The sequence below is a fragment of the Chromobacterium sp. CCUG 30098 genome, assembly GCF_059916605.1.
Map to the genome: position 1 here is coordinate 1,093,586 of NZ_JAUCGS010000001.1, position 15,976 is coordinate 1,109,561.

The following is a 15,976-nucleotide window of genomic DNA, read 5'->3' on the forward strand; positions in this document are numbered from 1 at the left end:
GGCTTGGGCTTTCTGAGCGGCGGAAGCTTCTTTCTTGGCTACGTGCTTCTTGGCTTTTTTAGCTTTCGGAGCGGAAGCGTCGGCTTTAGCGGCTTGAGCTTTCTGAGCAGCGGAAGCTTCTTTCTTAGCTACGTGCTTTTTGGCTTTTTTGGCTTTTTTCGGAGCGGAAGCGTCGGCCTTGGCGGCTTGGGCTTTCTGAGCGGCGGAAGCTTCTTTCTTGGCTACGTGCTTCTTGGCTTTTTTAGCTTTCGGAGCGGAAGCTTCAGCTTTGGCGGCTTGAGCTTTCTGAGCGGCGGAAGCTTCTTTCTTAGCTACGTGCTTCTTGGCTTTTTTAGCCTTCGGAGCGGAAGCTTCGGCTTTGGCGGCCTGAGCTTTTTGAGCAGCGGAAGCTTCTTTCTTCGCTACTTTTTTCTCGGCTTTCTTAGCCTTGTGGATCGCAACCGGAGCGGAAGCAGCAGCTTTTTCAGCGGCGAAGCCGTTAACGGACACCAGGCTGAAAGCAGCGGTCAGAGCAAGCAGAGCCAGCTTTTTCATTTATGAAACTCCTAAGTTTCTTGGATTGGTATGAAAGTGGACATGTAGTCCTTTTCAGGCCGAAATGCTAACCATGACAAGGGGCTGAGTCTATGCCTTCTGTGTATCCCAATGTTACGGAATGTACAGGCGTGGCGACGGCGGATGTCAGATCGGCCAGCGGAACAGAAAGCGCGCGCCGCCCAGCGGCGAGCTTTCCACTTTCACCTCGCCGCGGTGGGCGCGGGCGATGCCGGCGACGATGGCCAGGCCCAGGCCGTGGCCGCCGGTCTTGCGGCCGCGGCTTTCGTCCAGCCGCACAAAGGCGTCGAACACCCGGCCGCGGTCCTGTTCCGGAATGCCGGGGCCGTCGTCGTCCACCATGATGATGCAGTGGCGCTGCTCGACGATGATGCTGGTCTGCACCAGGCGGTTGGCGTGGCGGCGGGCGTTGGACAGGAAGTTGTCCAGCACCCGGGTCAGCAGGTGTTCGTCGGCGGTGATGGCTAGGCTGGCCCCGGCCGGCTCCAGCCATTGAATGTCCTGCGTCAGCGCGGCCTGGCCGGCGATGCGGTCCTTGGCCCAGGGAATGGCGTCGAAGCTGCTGAGCTTCAGCGGCGCTTCCGGCCGGTCCAGCCGCGCGTGCAGCAGCAGCTCTTCCACCAGCTTGTCGATGGCGGAGAGGTCGCGCTCTATCGCCTGCCGCTCCGGGCTGCTCTCGTCGCCTTCCAGCAGCGCCATCCGGTAGCGCAGCCGCGCCAGCGGCGTGCGCAACTCGTGGGCCACGGCGTTGGTCAGGGTTTTCTTGCTATTGATCAGCGCGGCGATATTGTCGGCCATGTGGTTGAAGGCGACGCCCAGCTGGCTGACGCCGGAGCGCGGCGGCAGGTCCACGCGGGCGGACAGATTGCCGCTGGCCAGCTTGCCGGCGGTTTGCTCCAGCGCCACCAGGTCGCGCCAGTGCGGCCGCATCCATAGAAACACCGGTATCGCCAGCGACAGGCCGATGAAGCCCAGCAGCGCGTAGTCGAACCATTTGAGCTGGTGCAGGAAGAATAGATAGCGCAGCGGACCGGCCACCAATAGGTAGTTGCTGTCCTCCAGCTTTTGCAGGAACACGTATTTGTCTTCCAGCATCACGATTTCGCCGCGGTCCAGCGCCTGCTTGGATTCGTCGTCCAGCAGATAGCTGCTCATCTTCTCCACTTTGACGCGGAAGGTGAAGCCGTGGTCGGAGTTGGCCAGCGTTTCGCTCCAGCGGTCTTCCGGCACGCCGCGCAGATCGGCTTCGATCAGCGACAGCGTGGTGCGCAGCAGGTCGGACAGATAGCGCTCGCCCACGTCGTCCACCGCCTGCTTGTAGACCGCGCCCACCAAGACCACCGCCACCAGGAAACAGGTCATCAGCAGCAGGTAGAACTGGATGAACAATCGGCGCATGCGCGCTTACTCCCAGCCGGACAAGGAGAACAGATAGCCGCGGTTGCGCACCGTCTTGATGCGGAACGGCTCGCTGGGATTGTCGCCCAGTTTCTTGCGCAGCCGCGAGATGGCCACGTCTATGCTGCGGTCCAGGCCGTCGTAGCTGACGCCGCGCATTTCCTTGAGCAGGATGTCGCGGTTCAGGGTTTCGCCGGCGTGGCTGGCCAGCAGCCACAGCAGATCGAAGTCCGAGGTGGACAGCGGGATCTTTTCATTGGCCAGCGTCACGTCGCGGCTGATCGGGTCTATCGCCAGTTGGCCGAACACCACTTTGCGGGTGCCGGGCTTGGGCGCGGTGGCGTCGGCGTTGGCCGAAGCGGGCCGCAGATTGCGCAGCTGGGCGCGCAGCCGCGCCACCAGCACCGAGGGCGGCGTGGTTTTCAGGATGTAGTCGTTGGCGCCCAGTTCCAGGCCCAGGATCTGGTTCATATCGCTGTCCAGCGAGGTCAGCATGATGATGGGGCCGTCGAATTTGGGACGCAGCTCGCGGCAGATGGAGAGGCCGTCTTTGCCGGGCAGCATGATGTCCAGCAGCACCAGGTCCGGCGCTTCGCGGGCGATGGTGTCCAGCGCGGCGTCGCCGCGCGGTTCCACCACCACGTCCATTTCATGGCGGGACAGAAAGTCGCTGATCAGCTCGGCCAGGTCGGCGTCGTCTTCTACAAACACGATGCGGTGGGTCATGCCTTGCATCCATCTATTCAGTGGTCAATCCGCGAAGTATCGCCCGAGCCGCCGCGCGCTTCAACTGCAAGCACGGTCAGGACCGCCTTGTTTCCGCCCGGCGAGCAGGCGATTTCCGTTTCGAAGCGGAAAATCCACCGGTCCACAGTTGCCGGCGGCTTGATTACAGTTTCCTGACATCGCCAACCGTTTTGCAAAGGAAAGCTCATGAACGATCAAGTCCGTCCCGCCGCCGTCGACCAGACCGCGATCCGCCGCCTGGCGGACCAGATTCTGGGGCAGATTCCCGCCTTGCTGGACGCGGCCGGCAAGTCTCTGACCGAGGTTCAGCAGCAGAAGCTGGATTCGCACGTGCTGGCGATGGCGCGCCGCTCGCTGACCGGCGAAGGGCTGCCGGATTTCGACAAGAGCCTGTTCGACGAGATCTCGGACACCACGCGGCGTTTGTCCGCCGCGGTGGTGGCCCTGTTCGGCAATCTGCCGGAAGAGGAAGCGCTTTTGCTGTCCATTCATTTCGAGATGGCCAAGAACAAGGCCTGAAGTCCGCCGTGCATAGATAGAGAGATAGAGGAGAAGACAATGACGCAGATAACCGTAGTGATTGGCGACCGTCTGGGCAAGGGACAGAAAGTGGGCGCGGGCGCGGAGGCCGCCGGCGCGCGCGCGGTGGTGATCGCGGGCATGGCCGCGGATATGAAGCTGGGCGACGTGATGCAGGCGGAGGGCGCGCAGCTGGGCATTTCCTTCTGCGGCAGCGGCGGCGCCGGCGCCATCACCGCGCAGACCAAGTACGGCTACAAGGCCAAGTACGGCATGCGTTCGGTGGAGGAGGGCGTGACCGCGATCGAGGAGGGCTACACCGTGCTCGGCTTCGGCTTCATGGACAAGGAAGAGCTAGGGCAGCGGCTGGTGGCGGCCTATCAGAAGAAATACGGCGGCTGAGCGATGCAAAGGCGTTTCGAGTCCAGCGTGACGGTCAGCGGACGCGGCGACAGCAAGGCGCAAGCTTGCGCCGACGCCTTGTCCGGCGTGCAGCGCGCGGTGACGGCGGCCGGCCACCCGGTGCTGTTGCGCATCGAGCCCATGCGGGTGACGGTGGTCGCGGCGGAGGAGATCCGCCGCCGCGAGCGCTTTCTGTTCTTCTTCCTGCCGCGGGACAGGCTCAGCTACGCCGTCACGCTGGAGGTGGAGGTCAGCGTGACGGCGCTGGATATCGAGGCCGTGCCCTTCGTCGCGCGCCAGGTTTAGGCGCCGGCTGTCGTTTTATTCCGAGGAGGAAGCCATGCTTCTGATCATTCTTCTCAAGTCGCTGTTGATAGGCGGTCTGGTCGGCGTCGCGGTAGGCGCCGGCGCGGCCCGCATGTTCCACGCGCCGACTTCCCAGGGCATGGGCGCTTTCCGCACCCTGGGCGAGCTCAATTCCTGCGAGGGCGACCCGGCCTCGCATTTTTCCTTCGGCCTGGGCTTTTTCTTCAACGCCTGGGCCTCGTCGGTGGCCGCCGGCGCCTTCACCCAGGACATCGACCACCGGGTGATTCCGCACTGGGGCGCCGCGGCTTTGCTGGCGCGCAACCGCAATCTGGCGGAGACCCTGCACAACCCGCGCAAGATGGCCTTGGTGTGCGGGGTAATCGGCATGCTGCTGGTGGCCTTCCTGAACACCACCGCTTCGGCGGTGCCGGCTTCGCTGCAAATCACCGCGGTCAAGGTCTTGGTGCCCGCGGCCAACCTCTTGGTCAACACCGTGATGCCGGTGATTTTCTGGCTGGCGGCGATTGAGGCCGGCCGGCGTTCCGGTCTGTGGGGCACGGTGTTCGGCGGTCTGGCCCAGCTGATCATGGGCAATGCGGTGCCGGGCCTGGTGCTGGGCATTCTGATCGGCAAGGGCGTGGACGAGGGCGGCTGGAACAAGGTGACCAAGCTGATGATGGCGGCCATCGTGGCGCTGTTCGCGCTCAGCGCCTTCTTCCGCGGCTTTGATCTGAAGCTGCTGAGCAGCTTCCACCTGAACGCCCCGTCCTGGCTGGAACTGCTGCACGCCGCCGTGCGCGGCGCTTGAGGTTGAAGGAGAGAATGATGACTGAACAAGCACAAACCGGGGGTTTCTGGCTGGCGGACTGGTCTTTTCCCTTGCTGGTGGGGCTGTTGTCCGCCGGCGTGTTCGCCGGCACGCATATGTATTACGTCTACGGCATCGGCGCTTTCAACGAGGTGGCCTTCGTATCGATGCTGCGCGCCGGCATGGACACCGGCGTCTACGGCGCGGTGGCCGCCTTCGGCGCCAGCTTCTTGTTCGCCCGGGTGATAGAAGGCTCGCTGGTGGGCATCCTGGACATCGGCGGCGCCATCATGACCGGCGTCGGCCTGGGCATTCCGGCGATGTTCCTCGGCGCCGGCATCTTGTTTCCGGTGGAAAACTTCGGCGCGGCGCTGGCCACCGGGATGGTGATCGGCTTGCTGATCGGCGCGGTCATTATTTTCGCGCGCAAATTCACCATCAATCAGGGCAATTCCACTTACGGCGCCGACGTGATGATGGGCGCGGGCAACTCCTCCGGCCGCTTCCTCGGCCCGCTGATCATCCTGTCGGCGATGGCGGCGTCGATTCCCATCGGCGTCGGCTCGCTGCTGGGCGCGCTGGTCTTCTATCTGTGGGGCAAGCCCATCACCGGCGGCGCCATCCTGGGCGCGATGCTGCTGGGCACGCTGTTCCCGGTGGCGATTGCCTGAGGAGGCGGCGATGGATGATTTGCTGATCAAGGACGCTTTGCTGGCCGACGGCTCGGTGCTGGACATCGCTATCCGTCACGGCAAGATCGCCGGGCTGGGGCGGCTGGACGGCCCGGCCCGGCGCACGCTGCGGCTGGACGGACGCTGGCGGCTCAGCGCCGGCTGGATAGACGGCCATGTGCATTGCAACCCGGCCTCGCCGATTTATCACGACGAGCCGGATCAGGTGGGCGTGGCCGGCGGGGTCACCACGGTGGTGGACGCCGGCAGCGTAGGGGCCGACGACGTCGCCGCCTTCTGCGAGCTGGCCGGCGCTTGCCGCACCGATGTGCGCGCCTTGCTGAACATCTCGCGCATCGGCCTCGTTACCCAGCATGAATTGGCCAATCTGGACGACGTCGACGTGGCGCTGGCCGGCGCGGCCATCCGCGCGCATCGCGATTTCATCGTCGGCATCAAGGCGCGGCTCAGCGGCAGCGTGGTCGGCGCCAACGGCGTCGCGCCGCTGGCGCGGGCCAAGGAGATACAGCGGCGCTTCGGGCCGCTGCCCTTGATGGTGCACATCGGCAACACCCCGCCGTCGCTGGACGAGATCGCCGAATGGCTGGAGCCGGGCGACATCGTCACCCACTGCTTCAACGGCAAGCCCAACCGTATCCTGGACGCCGCCGGCGCGCTGCGCGCCTCGGTGCGGGCGGCGATCGAGCGCGGCGTGCTGCTGGACGTCGGCCACGGCAGCGCCAGCTTCAGTTTCCGCGTGGCGCGAGAAGCCATGGCGCTGGGCCTGTACCCGGACACCATCAGCTCGGACATCTATTGCCGCAACCGCGTGGCCGGGCCGGTGTTCGGCCTGGCGGCGGTGATGTCCAAATTCCTGAGCCTGGGCATGCCGCTGGAGAGGGTGCTGGACTGCGTGACCCGGCGGCCGGCGGAAGCGCTGGGACTGAGCGGCAAAGGCCGGCTGGAAGCGGGCGCGGACGCCGATCTGACCATCTTCGACATTGAAACCGCGCCGCGGCCGCAGAGCGACTGCGACGGCGACACGCTGACCGGCGTGCGGCACCTGACGCCGCTGGCGGCGGTGGCGGGCGGCGTCTTGCTGCCCACCGAACAAGGAAAGGCTTGTCATGTCTTCGATCTATGAGCAGTACCAGCTTAAGCCGGTGATCAACGCTTCCGGCCGCATGACCCTGCTCGGCGTGTCCACGCCGGCGCCGGAAGTGAGGGCGGCGATGGTCCAGGGCCTGGAGCGCTATTTCGAGATGAAGGATCTGGTCGACAAGACCGGCGACTACATCGCCCGGCTGCTGGAGGCGGAGGCCGCGACGGTGGTGTCCTGCGCGGCCGCCGGCATCGCCCAGTCCGTGGCCGCCGTCATCGTCCGCGACGATCCGCGCCTGCTGGTGAATCTGCATGCGCAGCCGGTGGCCGGACCGCGTGAGATCGTGCTGCCCAAGGGGCACAACGTCAATTTCGGCGCGCCGGTGGGCTCCATGGTGGCGCTGGGCGGCGGCCAGGTGGTGGAGGCCGGCTGGGGCAATGAGTGCTCGGCCGCGCAATTGGAGGCCGCGATCGGCCCCGCCGCCGCCGCCATTCTCTATATCAAGTCGCACCACGCCTTGCAGAAAAGCGTGCTCGGGGTGGCCGAGGCCGCCGAGGTGGCGCGTCGTCGGAATCTGCCGCTGATCGTCGACGCGGCGGCGGAGGAGGACTTGCGCACCTATTACCGCTTGGGCGCGGACCTGGTGATTTACAGCGGCGCGAAGGCGATCGAGGGGCCGACCAGCGGCCTGGTGCTGGGCCGTCGCCAATACGTGGAATGGGTCAAGTTGCAAAGCCAGGGCATAGGCCGGGCGATGAAGGTGGGCAAGGAGGGCATTCTGGGCCTGACTTGCGCAATCGAGCGCTATCTGAAGCAGGACAAGGAAAGCGGGGCGGCGATGGCGGAGCGGTTGCGGCCCTTCATCGCCGGTCTGAACCAGCTGGCCGGCGTCAGCGCGCGCCTGGTCTGGGACGCGGCCGGCCGCGACATCGCCCGCGCCGAGATCGCTTTCGACGCCGGCGCCACCGGCGTCAGCGCGGTGGCCGCCGCGGCCGCGCTGAAACAGGGCGACATCGCCATTTATTTCCGGGAGTACCGGGCCAACGAAGGCCGGCTGGAGGTGGACGCGCGCAGCGTGGACGCGGCCCAGCTGGAACAGATAGGCGAGCGCATCCGCCGCCTGCTGAAGGGAGAGCAAGCATGAAACTGGAACCCAATTTTTATCAAGATCGCGTGTGCTTGAATGTGCTGGCCGGAAGCAAGCACAATGCCCGTCAGATTCATCAGGCGGCGGAAGGCCATGTGCTGGTGGGCGTGCTGTCGAAAAACTACGCCGATGTGGACAGCGCGGTGGCGGACATGCGCGAGTACGCGGCGCTGATAGACAACGCCTTGTCGGTGGGCCTGGGCGCCGGCGACCCGCGCCAGTCCGACATGGTCAGCGCCATCGTCGGCCAGGTGCAGCCGCAGCACGTCAATCAGGTGTTCACCGGCGTAGGCGCCAGCCGCGCGCAGCTGGGCCAGGCGCGGACCGTGGTCAACGGCCTGGTGTCGCCCAGCGGCATTCCCGGCCTGGTCAGGATTTCCACCGGCCCGCTCAGCGCCGGCGCGCCAGTCTGCGCCGCGCCGGTGGACACTGCCATCGCCATGCTCAAGGATATGGGCGGCAGCTCGATCAAGTACTTTCCTATGGGCGGGCTGGATTGCCGCGACGAATACCTGGCGGTGGCGGAAGCCTGCGCGCGCCATGATTTCTGGCTGGAGCCCACCGGCGGCATCACGCTGGAGAATTTCGGCGAGATCGTTCGCCTGGCGCTTGAGGCCGGCGTGTCCAAGGTGATTCCGCATGTGTACAGTTCCATCATCGACGCGAACGGCGAAACCCGGCCCGGCGACGTCGAGCGGCTGTTGTCGATGGTGAAAGCCTTGTTGTAGCCGCGCCCGGGGAGGCCGGGCGCGGGTGGGTTCAAAGAAGGAGGCTCATGGTCAAATTCCCCTATCAACGGCTGGCCCAGGCCTTTGCCGCGCTGCAGGCGGAAGCGCTGCCGCAGGAAGAACTGGCGCGCCGGCTGGCGGTGTCCACCCGCACCGTGCGCAACGACATCGACGCGCTCAACGCCATCCTTGCCGAGCACGGCGCGCGTTTCGTGCTCAAGCGCGGCGAGGGCTACCGGCTGCAGGCCGACGACCCGGAGCGCTTCCAGCAGGTGCGGCCGCAGGCCGGTTCCGGCCGCGCCATTCCGCGCCAGGCCGGCGAGCGGGTGCATTACCTGCTGGCACAGTTCCTCGGCTCCGCCTACGCCTTGAAGCTGCAGGACCTGGCCGACGCCTGGTGCGTCAGCCGCGCCACCTTGCAGGCCGACATGGCCGAGGTGCGCGAGCGCCTGGCCGGCTACGGCCTGAGCATAGAGGCCAAGCCGCATTACGGCATGAAGCTGCTGGGCGCGGAATCCTCCATCCGCGTCTGCCTCAGCGATCTATTGGCGCAGCTGGCCGCGGAACGGCCGGACCACCCGCTATTGAGCGCGGATCCGGTGCTGGCCGACGCGCTGGCGACGGTGCGCGCCGGCCTGCCCGGCTGCTTGAGCCGCGCCGGCGTCCGCCTCAGCGACGACGGCGCCCAGTTCCTGAGCTTTTATTGCGCGGTGGCGGCCAAGCGCATCGTCGACGGCTTTCCGCTGCAGGATTTCCGCGGCGAGGAGACGCTGCCGGCGGTGGACCAGGCCGCGGCGCACATCGTCGACCTGCTGCGGCGCATGAGCGGGGTGGAGATCGCTGCCGCCGAGCGGGCCTTCCTCCGCGTCAACATCGCCGCGCGCAGCCTGAGCGGCATGCTGCCCAGCGCGATCAACGCCGACGACGCCGACGCGCTGGTTCGCTACATCCTCGACTACATCAACCGCCATTACCGCTACGATCTGCGCGCCGACCGGCAATTGCGCGAGGACCTGGTCACCCACGTCAAAACCATGATCACCCGGGTGCGCTACCAGATCACGCTGCCCAATCCGGTGCTGGCCGACATTAAGCAGCATTACGCGCTGGCCTACGATTTCACGCTGGCGGCGGTGTCCAGCTGGGCCAAGCACTCGCCGTACCGGATCTCGGAGAACGAGATCGGCTATCTGGTGCTGCACATCGGCGTGGGGCTGGAGCGTCATTATCAGATCGGCTATCTGCGCCGGCCGCAGGCCCTGCTGGTGTGCGACGGCGGCAACGCCACGCTGCGCACGCTGGAGGCGGTGCTGCGCCGCCGCTTTCCGCAGTTGGAGGTATGCGCCGCCTTGTCCTGTCAGGAATACGAGGCGCTGGAACATGTGAGCGCCGATTTCGTGGTGTCCACGGTGCGGCTGGAGGACAAGCGCAAGCCGGTGGCCTTGCTGTCGCCGTTTCCATCGGATTACCAGCTGGAACAGTTGGCGCGGCTGGTGGCGGTGGACCGCACCCGGCCCTATATGCTGGAGCGCTATTTCTCCGCCCAGCATTTCTGGGTGGCGGAGCCGGGGCTGAGCCAGCAGGCGCTGTTCGAGCGCGTCTGCGGGCAGTTGCGCGAGGAGGGCTATGTCGACGCCGATTTCCTGCCCTCGGTGCGCGAACGCGAGGACATTCTCAGCACCATGCTGGGCGACGGCATCGCCTTGCCGCACTCGCTGGGCCTGCTGGCGCGCAAGACCACGGTGTGCACCATCATCGCGCCGCACGGCGTCGCCTGGGGAGAGGGCGGGGTGGCGCGGGTGATCTTCCTGCTGGCGATCAGCAAGACCGAGTACGAGGAGGCGATGGCGATCTACGAGCTGTTCGTCTCTTTCATGCGTCAGCGCGCCGGCGCCCGGCTGGTGGAGAGCCGCAGCTTCGAGCAGTTCCTGCGCAATGCGCTGTCATGCCTGCCTGAGGTCTGAGCCGCGCCGGATAAGGTTTTGCACGGCTGTCAATCAATATTGTTTGGTTTATGGTTATGTTGCGATTTGTGTTGAATAACGTTGTTTTTGTGCACTGCAAGGGGTGGAGTTCCAGCTTTTTTGTAACAGTTTGAAACTGTATATAGGTTCGAGTATTTACTTCATGCTTTCGTTCTAGATCACGCCATGTCGGCGCTTGGGCGATGTTTTCGTCATTGATCTGTAACAAGCTCCCTGGTTTTAGCTTGCGGCTGGCCATTAATCTGGATCAAATTTGCCCTTGAAAGTTGGGGGCGAACTGTTTTTAATAGCGCCGCCTGGCTTCACAACCGGGATGCTCCCGCCGCTTTCTGCGCCGTCCTGGGCTTGCTTGCCCGCCGGAAGACGCGTCTCCGCCCGAGGGTTCGCCGGCTGTCAGCGTTGTGATGTCCCAGCAGGGGAAGGTCGGCTGTCGCCGCTCTCCTGTCGCGTCATCCACTCGGGGCGATTCGCGTCGCCCCTGTCGATTGATCATGCCGACTTTTCGATTTTGATCAGCTCGCGCTGCGAGTTCCGCATTGCTTTTTGCTATGACATTGGCATTTGCTTGGCCGTTGGCCGCGCAAGCCCTTGCCGTTGCCGCCCGGCCTGGAGCCGGGCCTGGATTACCGTCGCCGGGGCCGATGGCGCGCAGCCGTTCACGCCCGGGCGGGATAACAAGAATGTTCAACCCGTAAAGTCGTAAATGATGAGAAACCAAAGACCCTCACGCCTGTGGCGGGGACTTGCTGTTGCTTCGGCGTTGCTGCTCGCCGGGTGTCAAGGCGGAATCCTTGACCCCAAGGGCCCGGTGGCGGCGGAGCAGAAGTCCCTGATCATCACGGCAACCGCGCTGATGCTGCTGGTGGTCATCCCGGTGATCCTGATGACCTTCTTCTTCGCCTGGAAATACCGCGCCAGCAACAAGGACGCCGTCTACGAGCCGAAATGGTCGCACTCGACCAAGATCGAGCTGGTGGTCTGGCTGATTCCCTGCATCATCATCGCCTTCCTCGCCGTGCTGACCTGGGAAACCACCCACAAGCTGGACCCGTACCGCCCGCTGGATTCGGATCAGAAGCCGATCGAGGTGCAGGTGGTGGCGTTGAACTGGAAATGGTTGTTCATCTACCCGGAGCAGCAGATCGCCACGATCAACGAGCTGGCCTTCCCCAGCAATGTGCCGGTGAATTTCAAGATCACTTCCGACGCGGCGATGAACTCCTTCTTCATCCCGCAACTGGGCGGCCAGATTTACGCGATGGCCGGCATGCAGACCCAGTTGCATCTGCTGGCGCATGAGCCGGGCGTGTACAAGGGCTTCTCCGCCAACTACAGCGGCGCCGGCTTCTCCGGCATGAAGTTCAACGCCGTCGCCACCAAGACGCCGGCCGAGTTCGACGCCTGGGTGGCCAAGGTCAAGGCTTCCGGCAAGACGCTGGACGTGAACGGCTACCGCGGCCTGGTGCTGCCTAGCGAAAAGAATCCGGTGGCCTATTACGGCGCCGTCACCCCCTATCTGTTCCAGGGCGTGCTGCACAAATACATGACCGGCCGCACCTCGCTGGCCGCCACCGAGGCCGACGTCAAGCTGGCCGCGCTGGCCAAGAGCCTGTGCGAACCGCTGACGGTGAAGGAGTAATCAAGACATGCTGTTAGGCAAACTGACGCTGGACGCCATCCCTTTCCACGAACCCATCGTGATGGGCGCGCTGGGCGGCGCCGGCCTGATCGGGCTGATGCTGGTGGCCCTGATCTCCAAGATGGGCAAATGGGGTTATCTGTGGCATGAGTGGCTGACCTCGGTCGACCACAAGAAGATAGGCGTGATGTACATCATCGTCGCCATGATCATGCTGCTGCGCGGCTTCGCCGACGCGCTGATGATGCGCGCGCAACTGGCCATCGCCACCGGCGGCAGCCACGGCGTGCTGCCGCCCGATCACTACGATCAGATCTTCACCGCCCACGGCGTGATCATGATCATCTTCATGGCCATGCCCTTCATGACCGGCCTGATGAACATCGTGGTGCCGCTGCAGATCGGCGCGCGCGACGTGGCCTTCCCCTTCCTGAACTCGCTGAGCTTCTGGCTGCTGGTGGCCGCGGTGATCCTGGTCAACCTGTCGCTGGGCGTCGGCAACTTCGCCCGCACCGGCTGGGTGGCTTATCCGCCATTGGCCGGCATCGCCTTCAGTCCGGACGTGGGGGTGGATTATTACACCTGGGCCTTGCAGATATCAGGGATAGGGACGACGCTGACGGCGATCAACTTCCTGGTCACCGTGATCAAGATGCGCGCGCCCGGCATGAAGCTGATGGACATGCCCATCTTCACCTGGACCTGCACCTGGGCCAATGTGCTGATCGCCAGCTCCTTCCCCATCCTGACCGGCGCGCTGGCGATGTTGAGCCTGGACCGCTACCTGGACTTCCATTTCTTCACCGCGGAAGCCGGCGGCAACGCGATGATGTATCTGAACCTGTTCTGGGCCTGGGGCCATCCCGAGGTCTACATCCTGGTGCTGCCCGCCTTCGGCATTTTCTCCGAGGTGGTGTCCACCTTCACCGGCAAGCGCCTGTTCGGCCACAAGTCGATGATCTACGCCAGCGGCGCGATCTCCATCCTGGGCTTCATGGTGTGGCTGCATCACTTCTTCACCATGGGTTCCGGCGCCAGCGTCAACGCCTTCTTCGGCATCGCGACCATGATCATCTCCATCCCGACCGGGGTGAAGCTGTTCAACTGGCTGTTCACCATCTACCGCGGCCGGCTGCGCTTTGAAACCCCCATCCTGTGGACGCTGGGCTTCATGGTCACCTTCTCCATCGGCGGCATGACCGGCGTGCTGATGGCGGTGCCGGGCGCGGACTTCGTGCTGCACAACAGCCTGTTCCTGATCGCCCACTTCCACAACACCATCATCGGCGGCGCGGTGTTCGGCTACCTGGCCGGCGTGACCTTCTGGTTCCCGAAAGTGTTCGGCTTCAAGCTGAATCCGAAACTGGGCAAGGCCTCGTTCTGGTTCTGGCAGATCGGTTTCATGTTCGCCTTCATGCCGCTGTACGTGCTGGGCTTCCTCGGCATGACCCGCCGCCTGAACTACACCACCAACCCGGAATGGGAGCCGTGGCTGTACCTGGCGCTGTTCGGCGCACTGTTGATCGCCTGCGGCATCGCCTGCCAACTGCTGCAGATCGTGGTCAGCATCCGCGACCGCAAGAAGCTGGCCGACGTCAGCGGCGACCCGTGGAACGGCCATACCCTGGAGTGGTCCACCTCGTCGCCGGCGCCGTTCTACAACTTCGCCAAGCTGCCGGTGGTGCACGACATCGACGCCTTCACCGACATGAAGGAAAAGGGCGTGGCCTACGCGGTGCCCAAGTCCTATGAACCCATCCACATGCCGAAGAACACCGCGATGGGCGTTTACATCGGCGGCTTCACCACGGTGCTGGGCTTCGCCCTGATCTGGCATATCTGGTGGCTGGCCATCGTCGGCCTGGTGGGCATCGTCGGCTGCATGCTGGCGCGCGCCTACGACAACGATCTGGACTACTACGTGCAGCCGGAGGAAGTGGAAGCCATCGAGCGCGAGCGCTTCGAGAAGCTGGGCATCGACGTGGACAACTACACCGAACGCGACACGGCCAAGCCGCACAAGGCTGCGCGTCCGACCACCACCGCGTAAGGGGCTGAATCCGACATGATGACTTATGTAAAAGACGCGCACGAAGCGCATGAGGACCACGAGCACCACGACAGCGGTTCGCAAACCGTGCTGGGCTTCTGGTTCTACCTGATGACCGACTGCATCCTGTTCGCCAGCGCGTTCGCGGCTTACGCCGTGCTGTTCCGCAACGTGGCGGAAGGCGTGTCAGGCAAGGAGATCTTCGATCTGCAATACGTGTTGGTGGAGACCGCGGCGTTGCTGCTGTCCTCCATCACCTACGGCTTCGCGATGATCGCCGGTCAGAAGGGCAACAAATCCGCGGTGCTGGGCTGGCTGGGCATGACCTTCCTGTTCGGCGCGGCCTTCATCGGCCTGGAAATCAACGAGTTCCACCATCTGATCTCCGAGGGCCACGGCCCGCAGGTCAGCGCCTTCCTGTCGGCCTTCTTCGGCTTGGTGGGCCTGCACGGCCTGCACGTGACCGCCGGCCTGATCTGGATGGCGGTGATGATGATGGAAGTGGCCAAGACCGGCCTGACCGGCCGCGCGATGACGCGCCTGAACTGCCTGTCGCTGTTCTGGCACTTCCTCGACATCGTGTGGATCTGCGTGTTCACCGTCGTCTACCTGAAAGGAGCCATGGGATGAGCCAGGCACATCAACACGCCGCGCACGGCAGCGTGAAAAGCTATCTGATCGGCTTCCTGCTGTCGGTGGTGCTCACCGCCATCCCGTTCTGGATGGTGATGGGCGGCGCCTTCACGCCGCAGGCGACGGCGATCGGCATCTTCGCGCTGGCGGTGGTGCAGATCGTGGTGCACCTGAAGTATTTCCTGCACCTGGACTTCAGCAAGGAGGGCAAGCTCAACACCATGTCCTTCCTGTTCACCGGCATGGTGATCGTGCTGCTGGTCGGGCTGTCGATCTGGATCATCTACACCGCCGACGCGCTGATGATGCGTTGAGGCGGGCTTGAGAGAGATCGTCTTGAAATTCAAGCGTTATCTGCAGGTGACCAAGCCGGGCATCATCTTCGGCAACCTGATCTCGGCCGTCGGCGGTTTCCTGCTGGCGGCCCAGGGCCGGGTTGACTGGGGCTTGCTGCTGGCCACGCTGGCCGGCCTCTCGCTGGTGGTGGCGTCCGGCTGCGCGATCAACAACTGCATAGACCAGGACATCGACGCCAAGATGGCCCGCACCCGCAAGCGGGTGCTGGTCACCGGCGCGATGAGCACCCGGGCGGCGCTGGCTCACGGCCTGCTGCTGGGGCTGGCCGGTTTCTACGCGCTGTGGCGTTGGACCAATCCGCTGGCCTTCGGCTGCGTGCTGTTCGGCTTCGTCATCTATGTGGGGGTGTACAGCCTCTATATGAAGCGCCATTCGGTGTACGGCACCCTGGTGGGCAGCTTGTCCGGCGCGGTGCCGCCGGTGGCCGGTTACTGCGCGGTCACCGGCCGTTTCGACGCCGGCGCGGCCATCCTGCTGTTGATGTTCTGTCTGTGGCAGATGCCGCATTCCTACGCCATCGCCATCTTCCGTTTCCAGGACTACCAGGCGGCGGGGATTCCGGTGCTGCCGGTGGTCAAGGGCATTTCCAGCGCCAAGCGCCAGATCGTGCTCTACATCCTGGCCTTCGGCGCCGCCACCGCGATGCTGGCCTTCGGCGGCTACGCCGGCTACGGCTATCTGGCGGTGGCCGGGGCCACCAGCCTGTGGTGGCTGAAGATGGCCTTGTCCGGCTACAAGAGCAGCACCGACGACCGCGTCTGGGCGCGTCAGGTGTTCTTCTTCTCCATCGTCACCATCACCGCGTTGTCGGTGATGATGGCGGTGGATTTCCGGCAGCCGGAACGCCAACAGCTGGCCGGTTTGAGCGCGTCCGCGCAGTCCTGAACGCAAGCAAGCCAAGACAAAGCGCGGGCCGTGGCCCGCGC

18 protein-coding genes are annotated in these 15,976 nt (G+C 64.5%); 14 read left to right on the plus strand and 4 right to left on the minus strand.

Translation table 11 applies throughout. The features are described from left to right. The 4 genes from QUG03_RS05115 to QUG03_RS05130 all read right to left on the minus strand — a co-directional run. Positions 1-534, minus strand: a 534-nt coding sequence (locus tag QUG03_RS05115) for a hypothetical protein (RefSeq protein WP_500819573.1), incomplete at its 3' end; no start/stop codon positions are given. 147 nt (positions 535-681) lie between these two features. Further along, positions 682-1,953: a two-component system sensor histidine kinase RstB gene (rstB, locus tag QUG03_RS05120; RefSeq protein WP_107800437.1), complete on the minus strand. Its 1,272-nt coding sequence runs from the start codon at positions 1,951-1,953 to the stop codon at positions 682-684. 6 nt (positions 1,954-1,959) lie between these two features. Further along, positions 1,960-2,679 carry a two-component system response regulator RstA gene (gene rstA, locus QUG03_RS05125; RefSeq protein ID WP_500819574.1) on the minus strand — a complete coding sequence of 240 codons (720 nt, stop codon included), beginning with the start codon at positions 2,677-2,679 and terminating at the stop codon, positions 1,960-1,962. Positions 2,680-2,696: 17 nt separating this feature from the next. Next, the gene (locus tag QUG03_RS05130) at positions 2,697-2,888 is read right to left on the minus strand and encodes a hypothetical protein (RefSeq protein WP_146176699.1); all 192 of its coding nucleotides are present in this window, start codon (positions 2,886-2,888) and stop codon (positions 2,697-2,699) included. Here QUG03_RS05130 and QUG03_RS05135 point away from each other — a divergent pair. From QUG03_RS05135 to cyoE, 14 genes are all read left to right on the plus strand, one after another. After that, complete coding sequence (locus tag QUG03_RS05135) at positions 2,887-3,219, plus strand: hypothetical protein (RefSeq protein WP_235086937.1); 333 nt, start codon at positions 2,887-2,889, stop codon at positions 3,217-3,219. The genes QUG03_RS05130 and QUG03_RS05135 overlap by 2 nt on opposite strands. A 39-nt stretch (positions 3,220-3,258) precedes the next feature. After that, on the plus strand, positions 3,259-3,621 hold the full coding sequence (locus QUG03_RS05140; RefSeq protein WP_107800435.1) for an SFCGS family glycine-rich protein: 363 nt from the start codon (positions 3,259-3,261) through the stop codon (positions 3,619-3,621). A 3-nt stretch (positions 3,622-3,624) separates the two neighbouring features. Continuing rightward, positions 3,625-3,927, plus strand: a complete 303-nt coding sequence (locus QUG03_RS05145; protein ID WP_043591096.1) for a DUF4312 family protein — start codon at positions 3,625-3,627, stop codon at positions 3,925-3,927. 34 nt (positions 3,928-3,961) lie between these two features. Next, positions 3,962-4,738, plus strand: a complete 777-nt coding sequence (locus QUG03_RS05150; RefSeq protein WP_166452683.1) for a DUF4311 domain-containing protein — start codon at positions 3,962-3,964, stop codon at positions 4,736-4,738. A gap of 17 nt (positions 4,739-4,755) precedes the next feature. Beyond that, the gene (locus QUG03_RS05155) at positions 4,756-5,409 is read left to right on the plus strand and encodes a DUF4310 family protein (RefSeq protein WP_019101591.1); all 654 of its coding nucleotides are present in this window, start codon (positions 4,756-4,758) and stop codon (positions 5,407-5,409) included. Between the two features lie 10 nt (positions 5,410-5,419). Continuing rightward, on the plus strand, positions 5,420-6,553 hold the full coding sequence (locus QUG03_RS05160) for an amidohydrolase/deacetylase family metallohydrolase (protein ID WP_500819575.1): 1,134 nt from the start codon (positions 5,420-5,422) through the stop codon (positions 6,551-6,553). Next, on the plus strand, positions 6,537-7,655 hold the full coding sequence (locus QUG03_RS05165; RefSeq protein ID WP_500819576.1) for a DgaE family pyridoxal phosphate-dependent ammonia lyase: 1,119 nt from the start codon (positions 6,537-6,539) through the stop codon (positions 7,653-7,655). The genes QUG03_RS05160 and QUG03_RS05165 overlap by 17 nt, the downstream gene beginning before the upstream one ends. After that, entirely contained in the window at positions 7,652-8,386 is a 735-nt protein-coding gene (gene dagF / locus QUG03_RS05170) for a 2-dehydro-3-deoxy-phosphogluconate aldolase (protein WP_500819577.1), read from the plus strand. Before QUG03_RS05165 ends, dagF begins: the two co-directional genes overlap by 4 nt. 47 nt (positions 8,387-8,433) lie before the next feature. Then, positions 8,434-10,350: a BglG family transcription antiterminator gene (locus QUG03_RS05175; protein ID WP_259041237.1), complete on the plus strand. Its 1,917-nt coding sequence runs from the start codon at positions 8,434-8,436 to the stop codon at positions 10,348-10,350. 727 nt (positions 10,351-11,077) lie between these two features. Further along, positions 11,078-12,010, plus strand: coding sequence for a ubiquinol oxidase subunit II (gene cyoA / locus QUG03_RS05180; protein ID WP_048415431.1), 933 nt, complete (start codon positions 11,078-11,080; stop codon positions 12,008-12,010). 7 nt (positions 12,011-12,017) lie between these two features. Then, positions 12,018-14,060, plus strand: a complete 2,043-nt coding sequence (gene cyoB / locus QUG03_RS05185) for a cytochrome o ubiquinol oxidase subunit I (RefSeq protein WP_048415417.1) — start codon at positions 12,018-12,020, stop codon at positions 14,058-14,060. Positions 14,061-14,075: 15 nt separating this feature from the next. Then, positions 14,076-14,690, plus strand: a complete 615-nt coding sequence (cyoC, locus tag QUG03_RS05190; protein ID WP_500819578.1) for a cytochrome o ubiquinol oxidase subunit III — start codon at positions 14,076-14,078, stop codon at positions 14,688-14,690. After that, positions 14,687-15,007 carry a cytochrome o ubiquinol oxidase subunit IV gene (cyoD, locus tag QUG03_RS05195; protein WP_048415419.1) on the plus strand — a complete coding sequence of 107 codons (321 nt, stop codon included), beginning with the start codon at positions 14,687-14,689 and terminating at the stop codon, positions 15,005-15,007. The genes cyoC and cyoD overlap by 4 nt, the downstream gene beginning before the upstream one ends. A 7-nt stretch (positions 15,008-15,014) precedes the next feature. Next, the gene (gene cyoE, locus QUG03_RS05200) at positions 15,015-15,935 is read left to right on the plus strand and encodes a heme o synthase (RefSeq protein ID WP_500819579.1); all 921 of its coding nucleotides are present in this window, start codon (positions 15,015-15,017) and stop codon (positions 15,933-15,935) included. Positions 15,936-15,976: the final 41 nt, after the last annotated feature.